This window comes from Rhodococcus sp. RCBS9, assembly GCF_029457415.1.
Lineage (GTDB): Bacteria > Actinomycetota > Actinomycetes > Mycobacteriales > Mycobacteriaceae > Rhodococcus_F > Rhodococcus_F qingshengii.
In genome coordinates this window covers 6,425,895-6,445,557 of sequence record NZ_CP120422.1, presented here as the reverse complement: position 1 = coordinate 6,445,557, position 19,663 = coordinate 6,425,895, and the positions used below count along the sequence as shown (strand labels likewise).

Annotated in this window: 18 protein-coding genes; 12 read left to right on the top strand and 6 right to left on the bottom strand. The window is 59.6% G+C overall.

Annotation, left to right across the window (positions count from 1 at the left end):
• Positions 1-79: 79 nt before the first annotated feature.
• Both P0M12_RS29990 and P0M12_RS29985 read right to left on the bottom strand, forming a co-directional pair.
• Positions 80-967 carry a pentapeptide repeat-containing protein gene (locus P0M12_RS29990; RefSeq protein ID WP_277377943.1) on the bottom strand — a complete coding sequence of 296 codons (888 nt, stop codon included), beginning with the start codon at positions 965-967 and terminating at the stop codon, positions 80-82.
• Positions 968-1,190: 223 nt separating this feature from the next.
• A complete protein-coding gene (locus P0M12_RS29985) occupies positions 1,191-1,340 on the bottom strand; it encodes a hypothetical protein (protein ID WP_277377244.1) in 150 nt (49 codons plus the stop codon).
• A 348-nt stretch (positions 1,341-1,688) separates the two neighbouring features.
• Here P0M12_RS29985 and P0M12_RS29980 point away from each other — a divergent pair, with 348 nt between their 5' ends.
• The 3 genes from P0M12_RS29980 (at position 1,689) to P0M12_RS29970 (ending at position 3,489) form a co-directional block, all read left to right on the top strand.
• Positions 1,689-1,856: a hypothetical protein gene (locus P0M12_RS29980; protein WP_277377243.1), complete on the top strand. Its 168-nt coding sequence runs from the start codon at positions 1,689-1,691 to the stop codon at positions 1,854-1,856.
• Between the two features lie 97 nt (positions 1,857-1,953).
• Positions 1,954-2,121, top strand: coding sequence for an XRE family transcriptional regulator (locus P0M12_RS29975; RefSeq protein ID WP_210377233.1), 168 nt, complete (start codon positions 1,954-1,956; stop codon positions 2,119-2,121).
• A 1,059-nt stretch (positions 2,122-3,180) separates the two neighbouring features.
• Complete coding sequence (locus P0M12_RS29970; protein ID WP_277377241.1) at positions 3,181-3,489, top strand: hypothetical protein; 309 nt, start codon at positions 3,181-3,183, stop codon at positions 3,487-3,489.
• A gap of 68 nt (positions 3,490-3,557) precedes the next feature.
• On the opposite strand, the gene P0M12_RS29965 is transcribed toward P0M12_RS29970, so the two are convergent.
• Together P0M12_RS29965 and P0M12_RS29960 are read right to left on the bottom strand one after the other, a co-directional pair.
• Positions 3,558-4,541 carry an HNH endonuclease gene (locus P0M12_RS29965; RefSeq protein ID WP_277377239.1) on the bottom strand — a complete coding sequence of 328 codons (984 nt, stop codon included), beginning with the start codon at positions 4,539-4,541 and terminating at the stop codon, positions 3,558-3,560.
• A gap of 218 nt (positions 4,542-4,759) precedes the next feature.
• Complete coding sequence (locus P0M12_RS29960) at positions 4,760-5,233, bottom strand: hypothetical protein (protein ID WP_210377227.1); 474 nt, start codon at positions 5,231-5,233, stop codon at positions 4,760-4,762.
• Between the two features lie 1,581 nt (positions 5,234-6,814).
• Here P0M12_RS29960 and P0M12_RS29955 point away from each other — a divergent pair.
• Positions 6,815-7,162, top strand: a complete 348-nt coding sequence (locus P0M12_RS29955; protein WP_054781977.1) for a hypothetical protein — start codon at positions 6,815-6,817, stop codon at positions 7,160-7,162.
• 709 nt (positions 7,163-7,871) lie between these two features.
• Positions 7,872-8,390 carry a DinB family protein gene (locus tag P0M12_RS29950; RefSeq protein WP_204855945.1) on the top strand — a complete coding sequence of 173 codons (519 nt, stop codon included), beginning with the start codon at positions 7,872-7,874 and terminating at the stop codon, positions 8,388-8,390.
• Here the strand turns inward: P0M12_RS29950 and P0M12_RS29945 are convergent, their stop codons facing one another.
• Positions 8,391-9,863, bottom strand: coding sequence for a mannitol dehydrogenase family protein (locus tag P0M12_RS29945; RefSeq protein ID WP_277377238.1), 1,473 nt, complete (start codon positions 9,861-9,863; stop codon positions 8,391-8,393).
• Between the two features lie 7 nt (positions 9,864-9,870).
• A complete protein-coding gene (locus tag P0M12_RS29940; protein ID WP_277377942.1) occupies positions 9,871-10,881 on the bottom strand; it encodes an NAD(P)-dependent alcohol dehydrogenase in 1,011 nt (336 codons plus the stop codon).
• Between the two features lie 139 nt (positions 10,882-11,020).
• Here P0M12_RS29940 and P0M12_RS29935 point away from each other — a divergent pair, with 139 nt between their 5' ends.
• From P0M12_RS29935 to P0M12_RS29905, 7 genes are all read left to right on the top strand, one after another.
• Positions 11,021-12,019 (top strand): sugar-binding transcriptional regulator, encoded by a 999-nt coding sequence (locus tag P0M12_RS29935; protein ID WP_030536582.1) that lies wholly within the window; start codon positions 11,021-11,023, stop codon positions 12,017-12,019.
• A 63-nt stretch (positions 12,020-12,082) separates the two neighbouring features.
• Positions 12,083-13,435 (top strand): sugar ABC transporter substrate-binding protein, encoded by a 1,353-nt coding sequence (locus P0M12_RS29930; RefSeq protein ID WP_030536581.1) that lies wholly within the window; start codon positions 12,083-12,085, stop codon positions 13,433-13,435.
• Complete coding sequence (locus tag P0M12_RS29925; protein WP_019748978.1) at positions 13,432-14,382, top strand: sugar ABC transporter permease; 951 nt, start codon at positions 13,432-13,434, stop codon at positions 14,380-14,382. The genes P0M12_RS29930 and P0M12_RS29925 overlap by 4 nt, the downstream gene beginning before the upstream one ends.
• A complete protein-coding gene (locus P0M12_RS29920) occupies positions 14,382-15,248 on the top strand; it encodes a carbohydrate ABC transporter permease (RefSeq protein WP_003941600.1) in 867 nt (288 codons plus the stop codon). The genes P0M12_RS29925 and P0M12_RS29920 overlap by 1 nt, the downstream gene beginning before the upstream one ends.
• Before the next feature lie 27 nt (positions 15,249-15,275).
• Positions 15,276-16,370: a sn-glycerol-3-phosphate ABC transporter ATP-binding protein UgpC gene (ugpC, locus tag P0M12_RS29915; RefSeq protein WP_063316184.1), complete on the top strand. Its 1,095-nt coding sequence runs from the start codon at positions 15,276-15,278 to the stop codon at positions 16,368-16,370.
• 47 nt (positions 16,371-16,417) lie between these two features.
• On the top strand, positions 16,418-17,335 hold the full coding sequence (locus P0M12_RS29910) for a carbohydrate kinase (protein ID WP_065456307.1): 918 nt from the start codon (positions 16,418-16,420) through the stop codon (positions 17,333-17,335).
• A gap of 95 nt (positions 17,336-17,430) precedes the next feature.
• Complete coding sequence (locus tag P0M12_RS29905) at positions 17,431-19,647, top strand: MMPL family transporter (protein WP_042450144.1); 2,217 nt, start codon at positions 17,431-17,433, stop codon at positions 19,645-19,647.
• The last annotated feature ends 16 nt before the right edge of the window (positions 19,648-19,663 follow it).

Sequence of the window (19,663 nt, the reverse complement as noted above, 5' to 3'; positions counted from 1 at the left end):
AGTGTAGGTGAGAGGTGCCGACAAGCTTTGGCGGTGCCCGTAAGTGCCCGCCGCATGCCTAACGTGGCACCGCTGCCGACTAGCTGCCGAACGGGAGTGAGCCGAGCGATCCCGTGCCTCCGTTGTCTTCATATCGGGTAACGATGACCGTAAACGTGGCGGATCCAACGGTCTGGACTCCGGTTGTCTGGTTGCGTACCTGGCACGAGACGATTGTGCCGAGTTCTCCGAAAAATGATCCCGACGTGGGGTTGCAGTTGCTAACTGTCAATCCAGCGACGCTGGCCGGCATGGTCCATGACACGTTTGCGCCGGCTATCTGCGCTCCGCTGCTGGGGCGGTCAGCTGGAACTACGATGTCGTGCGGCGTGATTTCGGTGCCGTTGAAGTAAGTCTTGGTGATTCGAGCATCGGCGAAATTGGCTCCCGAGATCTTTGTGCTTGTGAGGACAGCATTTTCGAGATTCGCGAAGCCGAGATTTGCGTCACGCAAGTCCACTTCGTGGAGGTTGGTGCCGGTGAGGTCGGCGTCGGTCAGTGTGACACCTGCCATGGACGAGCGGTCTAGCTTTGATCCTCTGACGGTAGCTCGATTGAGGTCGGCTCCGTCGAAATCTGCGTCGTTGATGGTGCCGTACGTCATCGACGCTGAGGTCAGTTTCGTGTTCTTGAATACCGCGCCATTGAGGTTTGCGCTATTGAGCGCCGAGTTCGACATGTCGGTGTCGGCGAAATTTGCGCCGCTAAGGTTCGCGCCGTACGCGTGCAGTCCCCGTCCAACTCCGAAATTTGCACCCGAGAACTTGGCGTCTGGGACGTTCGCGTACATCAAGTTGACTTGCGACAAGTCAGAGCCTGTGAAGTCTGCGCCTGGGCAGTTCGTGTATCGCGTTTTCGTTGGAGAGTCCACGATGGTGCACCCATTGATGACAGTATCCGCGGCCGCCGTGCCGCTTCCGACAGTCATAGCTGCGCCGACGGCGATTGCAAGCGCACCAACTGCGCTTGTGATCTTCGAGTTCACTGTTTTGCCCTTTGCTTGCTGAGTTGATTGCTCAATCAAACCAGACGAACTGGACGGTTGGTAGTTTTTTCCGCGGTGCCATTGGACTGTGTTCACGGTTTGCGTTAGCGGGTGCTGCATCGGGCGGGCTTGTGTTGTCGTTTCGTCGGTCGTGCGCGGGTGGAGCTTAAGCGCGTCGCGTCCGCCAGGACACTGCGGCAACTCCGGCAGCTGCAACGCCGGCGACTGCCCAGTACTGCCACGGCTGGTGTGTGACCGCGAGGGTGGCTGCGATGAGCGCGAAGATCGTCAGGCTGGTCTTGTCTTGGTTCGTCATCGTCTGATCCTTCCGTGTGTGGGAAACTGTAGTAGGGGAACCCGCCCGCTACATCCGGGCGGGTTCCCTTTGTTACTTGCGCTTTTTGCGTTTCCGCTTTGGGCGCTTTCGGGCTTCCAAGACTCTTCGGATGAATTCTGCCCATCCCAGCAGGATGGTGAGAAGTCCGATTATCTCGGTCCAATTCGGCGGGTCCATGTTTACCTCCTCTCTGTTGTTGTTCCTCAACTATAGCATCGTGACGATGCTGACACAAGTTGGAATTGTGTTTGTTTCCAATGTCTTCAGTGCTTGTGATAGCATCGTGACGATGCTAATGTTGTGTCAACACCAACAAGGGAGAGCAACATGAACGCCTACCGGACCACCGACACCACCGGCTTCGACATGATCGTCATGGGCACCAGTGCAGACCACGCCCGCGAGGTCGCCACCCAGATCCTCCAAGACCTCGCCGCTGACCATCCGAACATGATCGGAAGCAAGACCGTAATCGCGATGGTCGCGAGCATCTGACCGGGAGGCCCCTTCGGGGGCCTTCGTTGGCTGGCCGGTACCGTTGCATCGTCACGATGCTATCGTTGGTATCAGCGAACACTGAAAGGCGCAGATCATGATCCGCTTCCTCTCCCGGACCGAGGTCGCCGAACGTATCGGCGTCAAACCCACCAGCCTCGGCCGCTACAAGCTTCCTGAACCCGATGCCATGACAGGTGACGTACGTGGTTGGACCGTCGAAACCATTGATGCCTGGAATGCTGAACGCACGAAGCGATCTTGAGATGACGATGCCCCCACCTCCTGGCGAGGTGGGGCTTTGTCGTTTTGGGGGACCCGGCCTGGCCAGGTGCGGCCGGGTCCCGATTGACGCCACCCGCGTTGAGCACACAACGCGAATGACCAACCACATGCCGGATCCGACCCCTCGATTGAATCCGACTCATCGAACGTATTCGGCAAGCATCAGGCAATCACGCAAATCGGGCAGAAATCCACCAAACGAACGAAGATGGCCCCCAACCTCGGGGGGAGGATTAGGGGCCGCTCTCGACATTACAGGGGAGAGGCCCACCCCCGGCGAGTGGACAGCCGGAGGGCAGGCCTTGTGCGGCTGAACTGACCCGCTCAGAATCGCCGCAGCAACGGGATGGTATCCGCTTTTCGGGTGCCGTAAACACATCGGTTAGCGGGGCCGAGCTGGTCTTCCCTTACCCTCCCGACCCCGCGAGGCTGACGCTACCACTGATCGAACAGGTGTGCGAATATTGGGATGTGCCGTCGACTGAACGATCTCCGCAACGCTGCCCGAATGGGCACCTGTTGGTGGCGAACGCATGCCTCGTCGGGTGGGAAGTCTGCGGCTGCAAGACGGCGCACAATGGAGGTCATCGAACGCATTACTGCCGGCGGTGTGGTGAGACGATCCGGACGCCGGATTGCTCTGGCGCGCAGCCGCAGAAGTCGCGATGGAGCTAGCTCAAGCTAGTAACCACGCCGACTACAGTCCCGTCATCCATGACAATGACTCTGCAGTCAAAGGTAGAGCGAATCAAGGCGCCAAACCCGTTCTGGGAATCCGCCCATCCGCTGGCGATGTGACTGTAGTGATCGCCCTCGGGTGTCGTCACGAAGTCGAAGTCTCCGAACTCGGCAGACCCCGACGACTTGAGTCGGTTGGTCACCTTCTCGCGGCACTGGTCGGTCATCTGCTGAGTCTTGCAACTCCTCTTTCGAGGGACCCTCCGCCTCGTTGGAGCAACCGACGAGGGCGAGGGTTACGGACATGGCGAGCGAGAAGACCAAAGTCATCCCGTCGTAGGCGTAATTTATCGTCTTCGGAGTGACTATATCTATCGCGATCTGCTTCACCGTATACGACCTGCCCACCAGCGACGCTGAAGTGATTGCTCAGTTGTTCGAGGAGGTGCTGAAGGAGACGCAACTGGACAGCGACACGATCATCGTCAGGCGAGACAGCGAAGACGGGACCCGACGTGATGTGCGCGTGTTCTCCGAGGATTGGGTAGGTTTCAGCGGATTTTACAGGTGGCGCCCGCCCTTCGAGGAGTCGTTACAGCGTCGAGTGACCGAGGCGGTGCCGCATGCGAGGGTGTCCTTCGAATGGGACTACCGCGACGAAGACCTATGACCGCGGGCCTGACGCACTGCGTCCTTATGTGCTGCGTCCTTATGGGCTGCGTCGCCGCCCGGGTGAAACTAAACCCGGGCGCCCTTCGCCAGATTGCACGCCCGGCACAACAGCTGAACATTGCCTTCAGTGCTCGCGCCTCCTCTTGAGAACGGAATGATGTGATCGTATTCGAGGTAAGAATTCGCGCCGCATTCCACGCAAGCGCCACGATCTCGCTGGTAGACCGCAGACTTGACGTGTGCCGGTATGTGCCGCGACGGACGGTCCCCGTTGTCCGGTAGAAGGATTCGGCGGTCGATCCGCAGGGCGGTGTCCACCAGGATGGATGTGTATTCAGCATCAGGAACTGAGAAACGCCCGCTGAGTGACCGGGCTGTCGACTCGATCAGAACGGTGGTGCGGTCCAGGTATGACAGCCGCTGCACCTTGCTCAGTGGGATTTCGCCGCCATACTGCTGAGCGATAAACCGGATCTTGCGGTTGGTAATCGCTAGTTGCCCCTGGGACGGAGTGGGGCCAGCTTGGAGGTCGCGCCAGCGAGTTGCGCCAGCGACCATGTAGCAGTATTCGTCAGTGGGCAGATGGAGTCCTGGGATTTGAACAGTTGGTAGGCGACCTTGGCGGATCTCGCCGAGCATCTGCTCTCTGAGTAGTTGAGATTCGATGTGGGTGACCGCGGCGGGTTCCAATTCAAAAGCGCGTGCTGCTTGTCGGAAGGTGGCGAGTTCGTCGTCGGTGACGATGCCGTCACTGAGCGCGTATGTGGCGTACCTGTTGAGCCAAGTGAGTGCGTCGGCACGAATCGTGTCAAGTGCATGTTTCCGAGGGATACGCGCCCCGTACAGCCATTCGTGCAATGTGATCCATTCAGGTCCGAGCGGACCCGAGTGTGCCAACAGGTTCCTCGCAGCTGCCGAGTACTGCGTGAGGGTCGAATTCGCAAACGCCTTGCACTCAGGGCAGTAGCTCTGGAGCAATCGGGTCTTGGTGCCGCATCGTGCGCAGCCATCGCCAGCCGATCGAAAAGCTCTAAGCCACTTGTCTGCCATGCGAGATGCATACCAGACAGTCCGAACTGTGGGCAGTTTGCCTGCGAACCTGGGAACTGGCTTCCGGGATTGATCAGCGCGTGACTAACTAGGAAGCCCGCGGCTGTAGAACCAACTGCATACGGCGGCGGGTGCCAGGAGTCACTACTGCCGGCGGTGTGGTGAGACGATCCGGACGCCGGATTGCTCTGGCGCGCAGCCGCAGAAGTCGCGATGGACTAGCCGCCAATCGACATGAACGGTCCGGATCGAGCGTCCTCGTTTGAGTATGTAACCACTCCACGATGTGACACCTCGACCTGATAGAAGTCCAGGTCCGCGGGAACCGGAATCGAGAACGTCAACATGCATGCGCCGTCCATGTACTCGCTACCTGTAATCGACCCTGTTGCGACAGTCTTCCCCGACTCATCGCCAATCGTCACCGAAGCGCCTTCTGACAGATCCTTGTATCCGCCCTTTCCTGCACAACGATTGTCTGACAACTTGCTTGCGCCGTCGATGATCCCCACATTGCCTTCCAAGTTGAATGTCTTAGGCTCAGTGTCTCTCAGGGCGAATACCGCAATGATCGCGATGACGATGGCCGCGATAACAATTCCGCCGATGATAAGCACGCGCTTGTTGTTGTTCGGCGCGGGCTGCGGTGCTGGGGTTGGGAAGCCCGCTTCAGGGGTTGGGGGATATGTCATTAGGGCTGACCTTCTGTTGGTGTATGCGGATGCTAGTTAACCGAATCAGGATCGAACGCGAATGTGACTCACGGGCTCCGGTCCTCGGAGGGCGCAGATCGTCGCAGAGTTAACCATGCGGCTCCCGCGCCAATAATGCCGATTAATCCGAGGACGAATACGATCAGCCCACCACGATTTGCGCTCACGCACCGCCCGATATGGACTGACGTGTCCACGCAGTCGGAGAATCTATTCGTCTCGTATATATCGAATCCAAGGCCCAGCAGTATAAGTGCTGCCGACACAGCTAGGGCCGCTGCTGTCAGGGCTTTGGTGTTTGCGTTCATGGGTGTTTAATACCAGACGGCTCAGACATTGCGAACCGACCGGTTGCGATAGGTCAGATCGATTCGAACATTGTTCGAACACTTCGTGGGGTTCTTGCCCACATTTTGCCCACAAATAGTGGGCAAATCGAAGATATGTTCGAACATTGTCGAATATCGAAAACGCGCTGATCTGCTCATTTGACAGGAAAGCCCAGCGTATGACGGGGGTTGAGAACGAACTCATAATCCATTGGTCGCGGGTTCGAGCCCCGCCCGCCCCACGTTCAGTTGCCGTGAGCCCGCAGGTCAGACCCAATGACGTTTGTCGAAAGTCATGCTGCCGACGATCGCAACGGCGACAAGTGCGCAGAGTGCAATCAACAGGGCAGTTGCCCACAGGTAGTTGGTGCAGTTGCCCACACGTAGTTGGTATTGAATCGCACGCAACGCGCATGCGGGTACGGCTGAGTTGATCCTTCGTGGCTACACAAGTAAATGTCGTACCGCGATCGTCGATCTCGGACGAGGTGAAAGTCTCGGATCCGGATACCCAATCCTCGACAAGTATCGGGAGCGCAGTGCAATTGGGCGCAACCGAGCGAGCGACGTGCCGGACGTGAAGGAAAAGTAGGTACCTATCCGGGTATTTCAGCGTATGTGCTCGACGTACAGAAGTGTCACGCTTTAGACGTGCCTACCGGTGTAGGTACAAGGCAGTCGAGCCGTCCCCCCCGCGGCTCGGCTGCACCCAAATGTTGACGCGCTGACCGGCAGCCGACTGTCGGAAACGACTCTACGCAAGGAACGGCAACGATAGTGGGCCCCGCAACTGCGGGGCCCTTTCCCTGTCTGAAAAGCGCTGTCGGACTTGGGTCATCACCATTGAGGACTTCGTGCTCGATCACTGGAAATGAGAGCCAACGAGGGCTGTCTCGCCGTCCTTGTCTGCGTCGGATCCATTTTGCCGAGCTTCGTGAATTGCAGAATCCGCAGCCCGCGAGAGCTCAGTAGTTGCCTCGATCGGGTGCAAAACCGGGCAATCGGAACAAAACACTTGTCGATGCGTTACAAATATTGTTAAAGTGTAACGACGAACTGCAAGTGAACAGCAACTTCAAGGTCTCGCTACCGGAAGCCGATGGGCGCCGGGGGAGATTCGTCTGCTGTCGATGGACGCGACGCCGTTGGGCGGCACGGATAAAGGCTCTGCGAATTGCGCCGGGTCGCACCCCTGATCAACCTGACAGACCAACGTAACGGAGAACATACTGTGACAATCAAGAACTCGATCGGGCCTGGTGTCGAAGCCGATCATGGAAACAGGCTGTTCGGCAACACTATTCGATCAGCTGAAGGTGAGGAACTGGTCCAGCGGCTGAATGCCATGTTCGAGCGAGCGAACAGCGCAGGTCAGGTGGTGAATCAACGAGAACTCTCGACCGTGCTTTCTGTGCGGAGATCCGAGGGTTCGCCGGTCGACCGGTCGATTCCGGCGCCTGACAGGCTGATGCATGCGATCGAGGGACTCTCGTACGAATCCCTTTCCCTGTTGATTTGTGCGGCCGAGCATTTACTGCGTTCGGAAGGGGTACATGTCGACTCGACGCCCTTCACGTGAGGGGCGACGAGACCCGTCGAGGAAATCGAAGTGATCGGTCCGTCGCCGACGAACGAGTATTTTGTCACGAACGGAATGACGTAGTTACGTCGTCGTTTGTAATTCTGTTGTGCGACCGGCGAATCAGGCTTCCGGCGTTGCTCGGTCGCACGATCCCGATTTCGCTGCTTCGAAGGCTTCTTGGGTGCGCTCACGCGCCTCAGCGTCGAATCCTCTTCAGTCGTCGTGCGGTCCGCTCGTGTCATCGCGGACTCGATCGATCGGCGACGTGGAATCAGTCGGAGTATGTCCAGTTCTTCGGCCGATCCGAGTATCGACCGGCAAATCTTGTCGACGGAGTCAGATGCCGATACCGGCACAGAAATACGGATCAACATTCACCTCGGGAAGCCGCATGAAGTGAATTGACTATCGCAGTCTGCTGTTGTGGTGTGAACGTTGCCCAGGCGCTGGCGGAACCCACGAGTTCAGGGACATCGTTCCATCCAGGGCTCTGTGCCGGGCCAACGCCGCCTCGACCGTCCCGAAAACTTCGAGGTACGCATGTGCGTCGTCGCATGTGAAGGCGAGTTCGTGTGGTTCGGCGTCGCCCACGTCCCCGCCACACGAAGTAAGCATCAGCACGAATGGAGTCGCAATAGCGATCATGATTCGCTTCATCGGCCAATCGAAGCAGACTGACCCCGCCCTGGCGGACTATTCTCGATCCATGCCGACCACCCCGGATACAAAGAACTGGACCTGGGTCCTCGAACGCCCATGCGCCGAGTGCGGGTTTGATTCGTCCGCTGTGGCGTTCGCGGATGTTCCAGATCTTGTGCGTAGCAATGCCGTCTCGTGGGCCGAGGTACTGGAGCGCGAGAATGTGACGGAGCGACCGGACAGCGAAACATGGTCAGCGCTGGAGTATTCCGCCCACGTACGCGACGTGTTCCGGATCTTCAAGGTGCGGTTGGAACAGATGCTCGAATTCGACGATCCGCGATTCGAGAACTGGGATCAGGACGCAACAGCCGAGGCCGAGCGGTACAACGACCAAGATCCGGCAAAGGTGGCATCGGAATTGTCCGACGCCGCGGCGGAGGTCGCGAATGCCTTCGAAACCGTGCCAGAGGGTAGCCGCCAACGACGGGGTCTCCGCAGTGACGGATCGGCGTTCACCGTCGAATCGTTGGCGGCCTACTTCATTCACGATCCGATCCATCACCTGCACGACGTCTCGGTGTAGTCAGAGCCCGCGCACCTCCTCGAGGGTTCTTCTGGCTCCGACGGAGTGCAATGAGTCGAGGGTCTTTCGGAAGCTAGCGACAAATCGGCGATCGTCCACGAGATCGCCGAACACTTGGCGGTACCCGATGAAGGCCAACGGGTCGCTCGACTGTTTCTGGGCGAGCGGCACCAGAGTGTCCGACAGCTGATCGACGACGGTGATGGGATCTCCGTTCTCGTCTGTGCCCTCGGCGTAGCGGGCCCAGCTGGCGACAATTGCGGTGGACAGGTTGATCGACCCACCGGTGTCGAGTTGGTTCCGGATGACGGGCAACAGCCACTTGGGAATTCGATCGGACGACTCGGCACACAGACGTGCAATCGTGTCGCGGATCTGGGGGTTCGAGAATCTTTCGATGAGGGTCTTCTTGTACTGATCGAGGTCGACGCCGGGTACCGGGTCAAGGGTCGGCGTCGCTTCGAGATTCATGTAGTCGAGCAGGAACCCCGACAAGAGTTCGTCCCGGCATGCCTCGTGGACCAGGCGGTATCCGGCAAGGTAGCCGAAGTACGCGATGCCTTGATGGCCGGCATTGAGAAGGCGCAGTTTCATCAGTTCGTACGGGCGAACATCCGGCACGAGATTGACGCCGGCATTCTCCAGAGGTGGCCTGCCTGAGGTGAACTCGTCCTCGAGGAACCACGCGGTGAACGGCTCAGCCGCGACCGGCCACTGATCTTCCACGCCAAACGTCTCGGCGATCTCGGTGGTCACCTCGGCTGTCGTGACGGGTGTGATCCGGTCGACCATGGAGTTGGGGAAGGCGCCGTTCTCGTCGATCCACTCCGCAAGTTCGGGATCCTTCAGGGCGGCGAACGCTCCGACTGCCGTCCTGGCGACCGATCCGTTGCCTTCGATGTTGTCGCAACTCATGATCGTGAACGGGGCGAGGCCCCGGTCGCGACGGAGTGCGAGTGCCGCACAAATCAGACCGAAGGTGGTGTGGGGGAGTGTTCCCGGCTCGAGATCGTGCATTACATCGGGATCGGACGCGTCGAACTCACCCGTAGTGTGCGAGATGTTGTATCCGCCCTCGGTGATGGTGAGAGATACGATTTTCGTCGATTCGGATGCCATCTTTTCGATCACCGCCTCCGGATCCTCCGGAGCGAACAGGTACTCGACGATCGACCCGATGACCCGGGCCTCGAGGGTTCCGTCAGAATGCTTGAGCGCCAGCGTGTAGAGGCCGTCCTGCGCGCGGAGTGCGTCTTTCATTCGCTTGTCCGACGGCATCACTCCCACTCCGCAGATTCCCCAGTCGAAGCCCTCACCGCGTCGCAGGAGAGCATCGATGTACATGGCCTGGTGTGCACGGTGAAAGCCTCCGACACCGAAATGCACTATGCCAGTGGTGACTTTGCTCCGGTCGTAGTTCGGCACTTCGAGTGCAGCATCGAAGTCGAGCAGGGTCTTCGTATTGAGTTCCATGAAAGTACTAGTCTCCTTCGGCGACAATGACTACGGCTTTGATGCTGCCGGGAATGCGATCGGCCACCAGGGCCTCTTGCGACTGTTCGAGTGAAAAGCGTGCTGTGACCATCGAGTCCAGGTCGACGCGCCCGGCAGCGACCAGTGCGGCGGCGATCGGCCACGTGTTGGCGTATCGGAACACTCCGGTGAGCATCAGTTCGCGATTCTGAATGATCGGGACCGGCAACGGTATCTCGTCGGCACCCATTCCGACCAGAACGACGGTTCCAGCGGGCCGAACTGCGTGAATCCCGTCGATCACTGCGGCCGTGGCACCCGACGCGTCGATGAATGCGTCGACGGCCAGCGAGCGTACGTCGCTTACACGGGGATCAACGACGGTTGTTGCGCCGAATTTCAGTGCCACATCACGCCGGGCCGCGTCGATGTCCGAGACGATGACTTCCGTCGCGCCGAATGCCTTGGCCACCTGCGTCGTCACGATTCCTACCGGGCCGGCGCCGGCGATCAACACCCGAGAGCCGGCAGTGATCCCCGCCTTCTGGGCTGAGGCGATCCCTACGGAAAGTGGCTCAAACAGCGCAGCTGCCTCGTAGGACACGGAATCTGCGATGGGATGGGCGAAGTCGGCACCGATCGTGACGTAGTCGGTCAGCGCACCGTCGATCGGCGGCGTCGCGAAGAACTCCATATGAGGGCAGAGGTTGTATCTGCCTGCCTTGGATTCGGGACTTGTCGGATCGGGCTTCTGAGGCTCGATGGAGACACGCTGCCCGATGCGTCTTGGGTCGACGCCGTCACCGACTGCGGCGATGCGTCCAGATGCTTCGTGTCCGAGAACGAGCGGTGAGTTGACTACGTAAGGGCCGATGCGACCTTCGTGAAAGTAGTGCGCGTCCGACCCGCACACGCCCACGGCATGGATGCGAACGAGGACTTCACCCGCCTTCGGGGACGGTCGTGGTCTCTCGACCATCTGCATCTTTCCGGTCTCAACGAGAACATTTGCCCGAATTGTCGCAGGTAGATCGACGGATTCTCCGGAAACTGTTGTGTGGGTCACAACGTAGATGTTAGCTTAATGAGCATAAGAACACCTAGTGAGCATTTGCTCACGATCGAGAAACTTTAAACCTGATGCACAAGGAGACCGTGTGAACCAGTCGGCTCAGCCCACAGGACTCAAGTCGTCGAAGTTGCCCGCTTCCGAGGATGTGCGGCTCGCCTTGCGGGCGGCGACGATGTATCACCTCGAAGGTGCCACTCAGGCGGAGATTGCAGCGAAGTTGGGCGTCTCGCGGCCGACAGCCGGGCGACTGTTGGCCAGGGCGCGGACGCAAGGTTTGGTCAGGGTCGAGATTTTGGTGCCGCCTGAGCTCGAAGGTTCGGTGAACACGGAGTTGGAATCGAAGCTGGAGAAGCACTTCGGGTTGGCCGAAGTGTTGATCGTCCCCGAAGCGATTTCGGATACGGACGACCCGGACTTCGACGCACTCGGCCGAAGAGCAGCGGAAGTTCTGGTTCGCCGTCTGCAGCCGTCGAGCGTTCTCGGGTTTACCTGGGGTCCGGAAACCGTTGCGGTAGCAAGATCTTTGCCAGACAAGGCCGCGAAGTGCTCGGCTGTGGTACAACTTGACGGCTCCATGACGGTGACCGACTACCAAACCGGTGTCGACTTCACCATCGGCCGATGTGCACAACAGTTGCAGGCCAATCCTATTCGTCTCAACGCTCCGCTGTATGCCGACTCGGCGACCGTGGAGTCGATGCGAAACGACTCGGTGATCTCGAAGGCGCTGCAAGCCGGAACTGATTCCGACATCATGGTTTTCGGAGTCGGTGCCGTCTCGACCGCGACGACCTTGTTTGCCGGTAGCTTCGTCGACTCGACCATGCTGGACGAGTTGGAAAGTCGAGGCGCTGTCGGTGAAATCGGCGGCCGTTTCTACACGATCGACGGCAATCCAGTGGAGGGGCCACTGCCTGAGCGAACGGTCTCCGTCTCGCTCGACGCAGTGAAATCCTGCGATCAGACGATTCTGATTTCGGGGGGAACACACAAACGCCAGGCCGTTCTGGGCGCATTGCGCGGAGGTTTGGCAAACGTACTCGTCACCGACGTCGAGTGCGCCCAGTGGCTGCTCGAAGGCTAGCGATCTCACGAGTTTCGCGGTCCGAGCGCGCGACTGACACGCAAGTGTGAAGGAAGGTAATCCGTGAAAACAGGAAGACGAGTGTGGGGCGCTGCCGCGGCGGCGCTCTGCCTCCTGGTGTCGGGATGTGCGGGCGCTGGTGCGCTCGGTGGTTCCGGCGAACGAACAGTCACCATCGCGATGGTGTCGAACTCGCAGATGCAGGACGCCATCAAGCTGGCGCCGGCTTTCGAAGCCGAGAACCCTGGCATCGACCTCAAATTCGTCAGCCTTTCCGAGAACCAGGCGCGCGCCAAGATCACAGCGTCGACGGCAACCGGCGGCGGTGAGTTCGACGTCGTGATGATCAGCAACTACGAGACACCTCAGTGGGCTGCAAACGGTTGGCTCACGAACCTGTCCGACTATGCAGACACGACGCCCGGTTACGACGAGGACGACTTCGTACCGTCGATCAAGACTTCTCTGTCGTACGAGGACAGTATGTACGCGGTCCCCTTCTACGGGGAGTCGTCGTTCCTGATGTACCGCAAGGATCTGTTCGATCAGGCGGGGATTACAGTTCCCGAAGACCCGACGTGGCAAGAAGTCGCAGGTTGGGCAGCGCAGTTCGACAACCCGGATGCCAAGATGGCGGGAATCTGCTTGCGCGGAAAGCCTGGCTGGGGTGAGGTACTCGCACCGCTGAACACAGTGATCAACACCTTCGGTGGACGCTGGTACGACGAGAATTGGAATGCGCAGTTGACCAGTCCGCAGGTCGAGGATGCGGTTCAGTTCTACGTGGACACGGTCAAGGAGCACGGTCAGCCGGGTCCTGCCACGAGCGGATTCGGTGAATGTGCAACACAATTCGCGCAAGGCAACACGGCGATGTGGTACGACGCGACCTCAGCTGTGTCGGTGCTCGAAGATCCCGCCTCGTCGAAGGTAGTCGGCAACATCGGATATGCGAAGGCCCCGAAGGTCGAGAAGTCCGATCCTGGTTGGCTCTACACGTGGGCGCTCGGAATCCCGGAGTCGGCAAAGAACAAAGATGACGCCTGGAAGTTCATTTCCTGGATGACGAACAAGGACTACATCCAGAAGGTCGGAACCGAACTCGGCTGGTCGAGAGTTCCTCCGGGAAGTCGCCTATCGACCTACGAGATTCCGGAATATCAAGAGGCCGCACAGGCATTCGGTCCGATCACCCTCGAATCGATCAACAATGCAGATCCGAAAAACCCGACAGTGCAACCGGTTCCGTACACCGGCGTCCAGTTCCTCACCATCCCTGAGTTTCAGGACCTGGGCACTCGCGTCAGCCAGCAGATCAGTGCGGCCATCGCGGGTCAGAAGAGCGTGAAAGAAGCACTCGAACAATCCCAGCAGTATGCCGAGGTGGTCGGCAAGACCTATCAGGAGAACCGATGACTACGGTTGCCGAGCCCAGAACTACGGTGGACGACGCGCCACCGGTCCGTGTCGAAAAGAAGATCTCCCGCGCCGAGGGTTGGCGTCGTAGAGGTCCCCTGTTGCCGGCGTTGATCTTCTCGATCGTCGTCACCCAGATTCCGTTTCTGTTCACCCTCTACTACTCGACGCAGTCGTGGAACCTAGTCCGGCCGGGATCGCGGCACTTCAACGGGTTCGACAACTACATAGAGGTTTTCAAGGACAGTCAGTTTCGGGAAGTCGCGGTCAACACGGTCATCATGATCGTGGGAACCGTCATCGTTTCCGTGATCCTCGGACTCGCGCTGGCGCTGCTACTCGACCGCGCATTCCTTGGTCGGGGGATCGTGCGGACACTGCTGATCACGCCGTTTCTCATCACTCCCGTCGCCGGCGCATTGCTGTGGAAGACAACAATGTTCGACCCGGTGTTCGGTATCGTGAACTTTGTCCTCCAGCCTTTCGGCGTCGGCCAGGTCGACTGGGTCAGTAAGTTTCCGCTCGCCGCCGTCATGATCAATCTGATCTGGCAATGGACGCCCTTCATGATGCTGCTCATTCTGGCCGGTTTGCAGTCCATGCCCCGAGACATTCTCGAAGCCGCACGAGTGGACGGAGCCAAGCCGTTTGCGATGTTCCGCGAACTGACGTTGCCGCACCTGCGCCGCTTCATCGAACTCGGTGCAGTTCTGGGTGCGATCTACCTCGTGAACACCTTTGACGCGGTGTACATGATGACCTCGGGTGGGCCCGGCGTGGCCAGCTCGAACCTGCCGTTCTACATCTACCAGCGCGCGTTCCTCGGCTTCGACGTAGGTCAAGCTGCGGCGATGGGTGTCGTAACGGTGATCGCGACGATCATCGTGTCGACACTTGCGCTCCGATTGATCTTCAAGAGCTTCACCGGCAACGAGGAGGCGGCGTGATGACTGCCGTAGAGACGACAAGCGCGACGGCCGACAAGCCCGTCGTCAAGAAAAAGAAGAGCAGCAAGTTCAGTCCGTGGTCGGTTGTGGCGTGGATCGCCGCTCTCGGGTTTTTCTTCCCGGTCTTCTGGATGGTCCTCACCGCGTTCAAGACCGAGGCAGACGCCTACACGGATCCGCCGAAGCTGTTCTTCACTCCCACCCTCGAACAGTTCCGTGCCGTCCTCGACTCCGGTCTCGGCACGACGCTGGCAAACTCCGCATTTGCGACGGCCATGTCGACGATTCTTGTTCTGCTACTGGGTGTTCCGGCTGCGTTTGCATTGTCGCTTCGCCCGGTAGCCAAGACTCAGGACGTTCTGTTCTTTTTCATCAGTACCAAGATGCTCCCAGTCGTCGCTGCAATCGTGCCGCTGTACGTGATCGTCAACGACATCGGGTTGCTCGACAACATCTGGGCGCTGGTCATCTTGTACACATCGATGAATCTGCCGATCGCAGTGTGGATGATGCGTTCGTTCTTTCTCGAAGTCCCCGGCGAACTTCTCGAAGCTGCCAGCATGGACGGCGCGAGTTTGTGGACCTCGGTTCGCGAGGTGATCCTCCCGCTGATCTCGCCCGGAATTGCTGCGACTGCGCTGATCTGCGTGATCTTCTCGTGGAACGAATTCTTCTTCGCAGTCAACCTGACAGCTGTTCAAGCGCAGACGATTCCGGTCTTCCTGGTCGGGTTCATCACCGGCGAGGGACTGTACTGGGCTCGGCTCTCCGCGGCAGCGACCATGGCGGCATTGCCCGTCATCCTGGCCGGTTGGTTCGCCCAGAACAAACTGGTGCGCGGCCTGTCCTTCGGTGCAATCAAATAATTCTCCTCACCCTCTCAGGAGTTCGTCATGGCTGAAATCTCTTACCAGAAAGCGTCTTGCATCTACGAAGGTGCTGGGACCCTCGCTGTAGATTCACTCGATCTTGACATCAAGGACGGGGAGTTCATCGTGCTCGTCGGTCCGTCAGGTTCCGGAAAGTCCACGGCCCTGCGCATGTTGGCAGGGCTCGAGGACATCGATTCCGGTGCGATCACCATCAACGGCAAGGACATGACCGATGTCCCGTCGAAGGATCGCGACATCGCAATGGTCTTCCAGAATTACGCGCTGTACCCCAATAAAACCGTCGGCGAAAATATGGGGTTCGCGTTGAAGATGCGCGGTGTGCCCGTCGAGGAGCGTAAGAAGAAAGTTGCCGAAGCGGCCAAACTGCTTGACCTGACGGAATACCTCGACCGCAAACCGGCCAAGCTTTCCGGTGGTCAACGGCAGCGAGTTGCCATGGGCCGAGCTATCGTTCGTGAACCGCAAGTGTTCTGCATGGACGAGCCGCTCTCCAACCTCGACGCAAAGCTACGCGTCCAGACCCGCACGCAGATCGCGGCGTTGCAGCGTCGTCTCGGAACCACCACCGTCTACGTCACGCACGATCAGGTGGAAGCGATGACGATGGGTGATCGCGTGGCAGTGCTCAAGGGCGGCAAGTTGCAACAATTCGCTTCTCCGACCGAACTTTACGATCGGCCGGCCAATGCGTTTGTTGCCGGCTTCATCGGATCTCCAGGTATGAACTTGGTAACGGCGCCGGTCAGTTCGGGTGGGGTGCGTTTCGGCGACGTCGAGGTTCCGCTGGACCGCGAGCAGATGGCGGCAATCGCCGCGGCCGGTCTGGCTTCGGTCACAGTGGGAATTCGGCCCGAGCAATTCCAGGTGGTTGCTGCCGGAGACGGAATCGCAGCTCAGATCGACCTGGTAGAGGAACTGGGCAACGAGTCGTACATCTACGCACACGTGCCTGGTACCGAAGCCGACCCGATCTCGCTCGTTGCACGCACCGGCGGTCGATCGAAGCTGCAGTACGGCCAGACGCTGGGCTTCGAGCGGGTGGACGGCCTCGTTCACCTCTTCGACCCGGCTACGGGCGAGCGTGTGGGTAGCTGAATCCCATCACATCCATCTTCGACTGGTGAGAAGGTTAGGGTCTACCGATGAGTGATACACGCGAACGATCCGTCGTGGTGTGTGGTGAGGGACTGGTTGATCTGGTTCCGGTGGGGGAGAACTTCTCACCCAAGTTGGGCGGTGGACCGTTCAACGTTGCGATTGCACTGGGTCGACTCGGATCCGACGTGGGATTCGTCTCTCGCTTGTCCACAGACGCTTTCGGAGATCGGATGATCGACTCGCTGGCCGCGTCCAATGTCGACACAACTGGGGTCGAACGTGGGCCCGAGCCGACAACTCTGGCCGTCGTGAACCTTGCAGCGGACGGAGGTGCGCGGTATTCCTTCTACCTCGAGGGAACGGCGGATCGACAGTTCGCGCTGCCGAAACTTCCCTCTGCCCGGGCATTCTCGTTCGGAACGCTGTCGCTGGTGCTCGAGCCCGGGGCCTCTGCCTACGAAGCTTTGCTGCACGAAGCCCACGCCCGCGGTCGACTCACCATGGTGGACCCCAACATTCGTCCGGCGGTGATCTCCGACCCGGACGCGTATCGACGACGGTTTCGTTCGTGGTTGCCAGCCATCGATATTCTCAAAGTGAGCGACGACGACGCGAAGTGGTTGGGTTCGGTCGACGGCGCCGAGTGGCTCGACGAAGGCGTCGGCGCCGTCCTGCTCACCCGTGGCGGTGACGGGTTGCGGTTGATCACCGAGCAACTCGATGTTTCGGTGCCCGCGCCCGCAGTCGACGTCGCGGACACGATCGGTGCCGGAGATACCGTACACGGAGCCCTGTTGGCCTACCTTGATCGTCACGACGCACTCGACGTCGCTGTTGTGCGCGGGTTCTCCGAGGCAGATTGGTCGGCCGCGTTGACCTTTGCCGCACGCGCGGCAGCCGTCACCGTGTCACGTCCCGGGGCGGATCCGCCGTGGTCAAGGGAGTTGGGCCGGCCCGTCTAGCACTGGGGACCACCGCCCTACTGCGAGCGCAGTACGTCGAACTGCCTACCTGTGCACGATGTGCGACGGGGTCGTGTATCGGCACAGTGACACGCATGTCGATATTCCTGTACAAACTCTCGCGACTCGCGTTTCGGCGCCGTTGGGCAATGGTGGGCTTCTGGGTCGTCCTGCTGGTGGCGGGCGGAGTAGGCGCAGCAACGCTGTCCGGTCCGACCGTCAATACGTTGTCGATTCCGGGCACCGAATCACAAGCGGCGCAGGATCTTCTGGCTGAAAGATTTCCGCAGTCGTCCACCGACGGAGCCAGTGCTCGCATCGTCTTCGAATCTCCGGCAGGCACGACGCTCACCGATCCGGCGATTCGACAATCCGTCAGTGACTTGGTCTCTGCGCTCGGGAAGGACCCCGAGGTTGCAGCGGTATCGGATCCGTATGCCTCCGGCGGAGTGTCGCCGACCGGGACGATCGGATACATGCAGGTCTCTTATACCGCCGACTCGATCGACTTGCCGGACAGCTCGAAAGAACTGCTCGAGTCCGCCGTTCACGACGCTGCGGGTTCGGGACTGGCGATCGATGTCGCCGGCAACGTGCTGATGGAAAGCAGTGCCGAATCGATGGGCGAAGTGATCGGCGTCGCGATCGCCGCGGTGGTGCTGACCGTCACTTTCGGTTCGTTGGTGGCAGCAGGGCTTCCCTTGATCAGCGCGTTGATCGGCATCGGCATCGCGATCTGCACGATCACTATCGCAACTGGTTTCATCGAATTGGGTTCGAGCACAACCGTCCTGGCAATGATGCTTGGGCTCGCCGTGGCGATCGACTATTCGCTCTTCATCGTCTCGCGCTACCGCTCCGAACTACGTGACGGACATGATCCGGAAATTGCTGCGGGCCGCGCAGCGGGGACTGCGGGTTCGGCCGTAGTGTTCGCGGGGTTGACCGTCCTCATCGCACTGGCCGGACTGTTCGTCGTGAACATCCCGTTCCTGACAAGCATGGGTCTGGCTGCAGCATTCGCAGTTGCTGTTGCAGTGGTGATTTCACTGACGCTGCTGCCCGCCACACTCGGATTTGCAGGGTCGCGCGTCATGAGTCGGTCTGATCGTCGACTGCTGGCGTCCGGCGGTGAACTGACACACCGGAAACAGTCGGAGGGGGCGGGCTCGCGATGGGCCAAGTTCGTGATCCGGCGTCGAGTTCCGGTTTTGCTCGCGTCAGTCCTCGGGCTGGGATTGCTGGCGATCCCCACCTTCGGAATCAACCTGAGTTTGGCGAGCCCACCAGTGCCCGACACAACTGCCGCCAGGGCTACCGACCGACTATCCGAGGGGTTCGGTGCCGGGTTCAGCGGTCCGCTCATGGTGGTCGTCGACGTTGCCGACGCCGCAGATCCGGCAGCGGCATTGAGCGGCGCCCAGGAAAAGCTCGGTGCTCTGCCCGACGTAGCGGCAGTGACGCCGCCAGCACTCAATCAGGCCGGCGATACAGCAGTCATCACGGTGGTTCCCTCGAGTGGCCCGGAAACCGAGGCAACAAAGGCGCTCGTCGCAGATATACGTGAGGTCGCCGGATCACTGACCGACGAGACCGGAGCCACGATGTCGGTCACCGGTCAGACAGCGTTGACGATCGACGTTTCGGATCGCCTGGCCGACGCCCTGGTTCCCTACCTCGCATTGGTCGTCGGCCTCGCCTTCATCCTCCTGATGTTGGTGTTCCGCTCGATCTTGGTACCACTCAAGGCAACTCTCGGATTTCTGCTCTCGATCGGTGCGACGTTCGGTGTGCTGGTCGCGATCTTCCAGTGGGGTTGGTTCGCCGGCATTCTCGGAATCGAAGGTCAAACCGGATCAGTTGTGGCGATGTTGCCCATCTTCATGATCGGCATCGTCTTCGGGTTGGCGATGGACTACCAGGTGTTCCTGGTGACCAGAATGCGTGAAGCGTTCGTCCACGGTGACGGACCGGATGAAGCAGTCGTGAAGGGCTTCGACCAGGGCGCGCGAGTGGTCACGGCCGCGGCGCTGATCATGATCGCCGTTTTCGCGGGCTTCATCTTCGGCGGCGACGCCTTCATCATGCAGATCGGACTCGGACTCTCGTTTGCGGTTCTGTTCGACGCCTTCGTGATTCGTATGACCGTCGTACCGGCCGTCATGTCCCTGTTGGGCTCGAAGGCATGGTGGTTCCCCTCATGGCTGGACCGGTTGGTCCCGAACGTCGATGTCGAGGGGGAGCAGTTGACTGCGCTGCTCGCAGATTCGAAGGAATCCAGTGAACCCACGAGCGACAAGTTGTCGGTGTGACCCGGATACGGTAGAT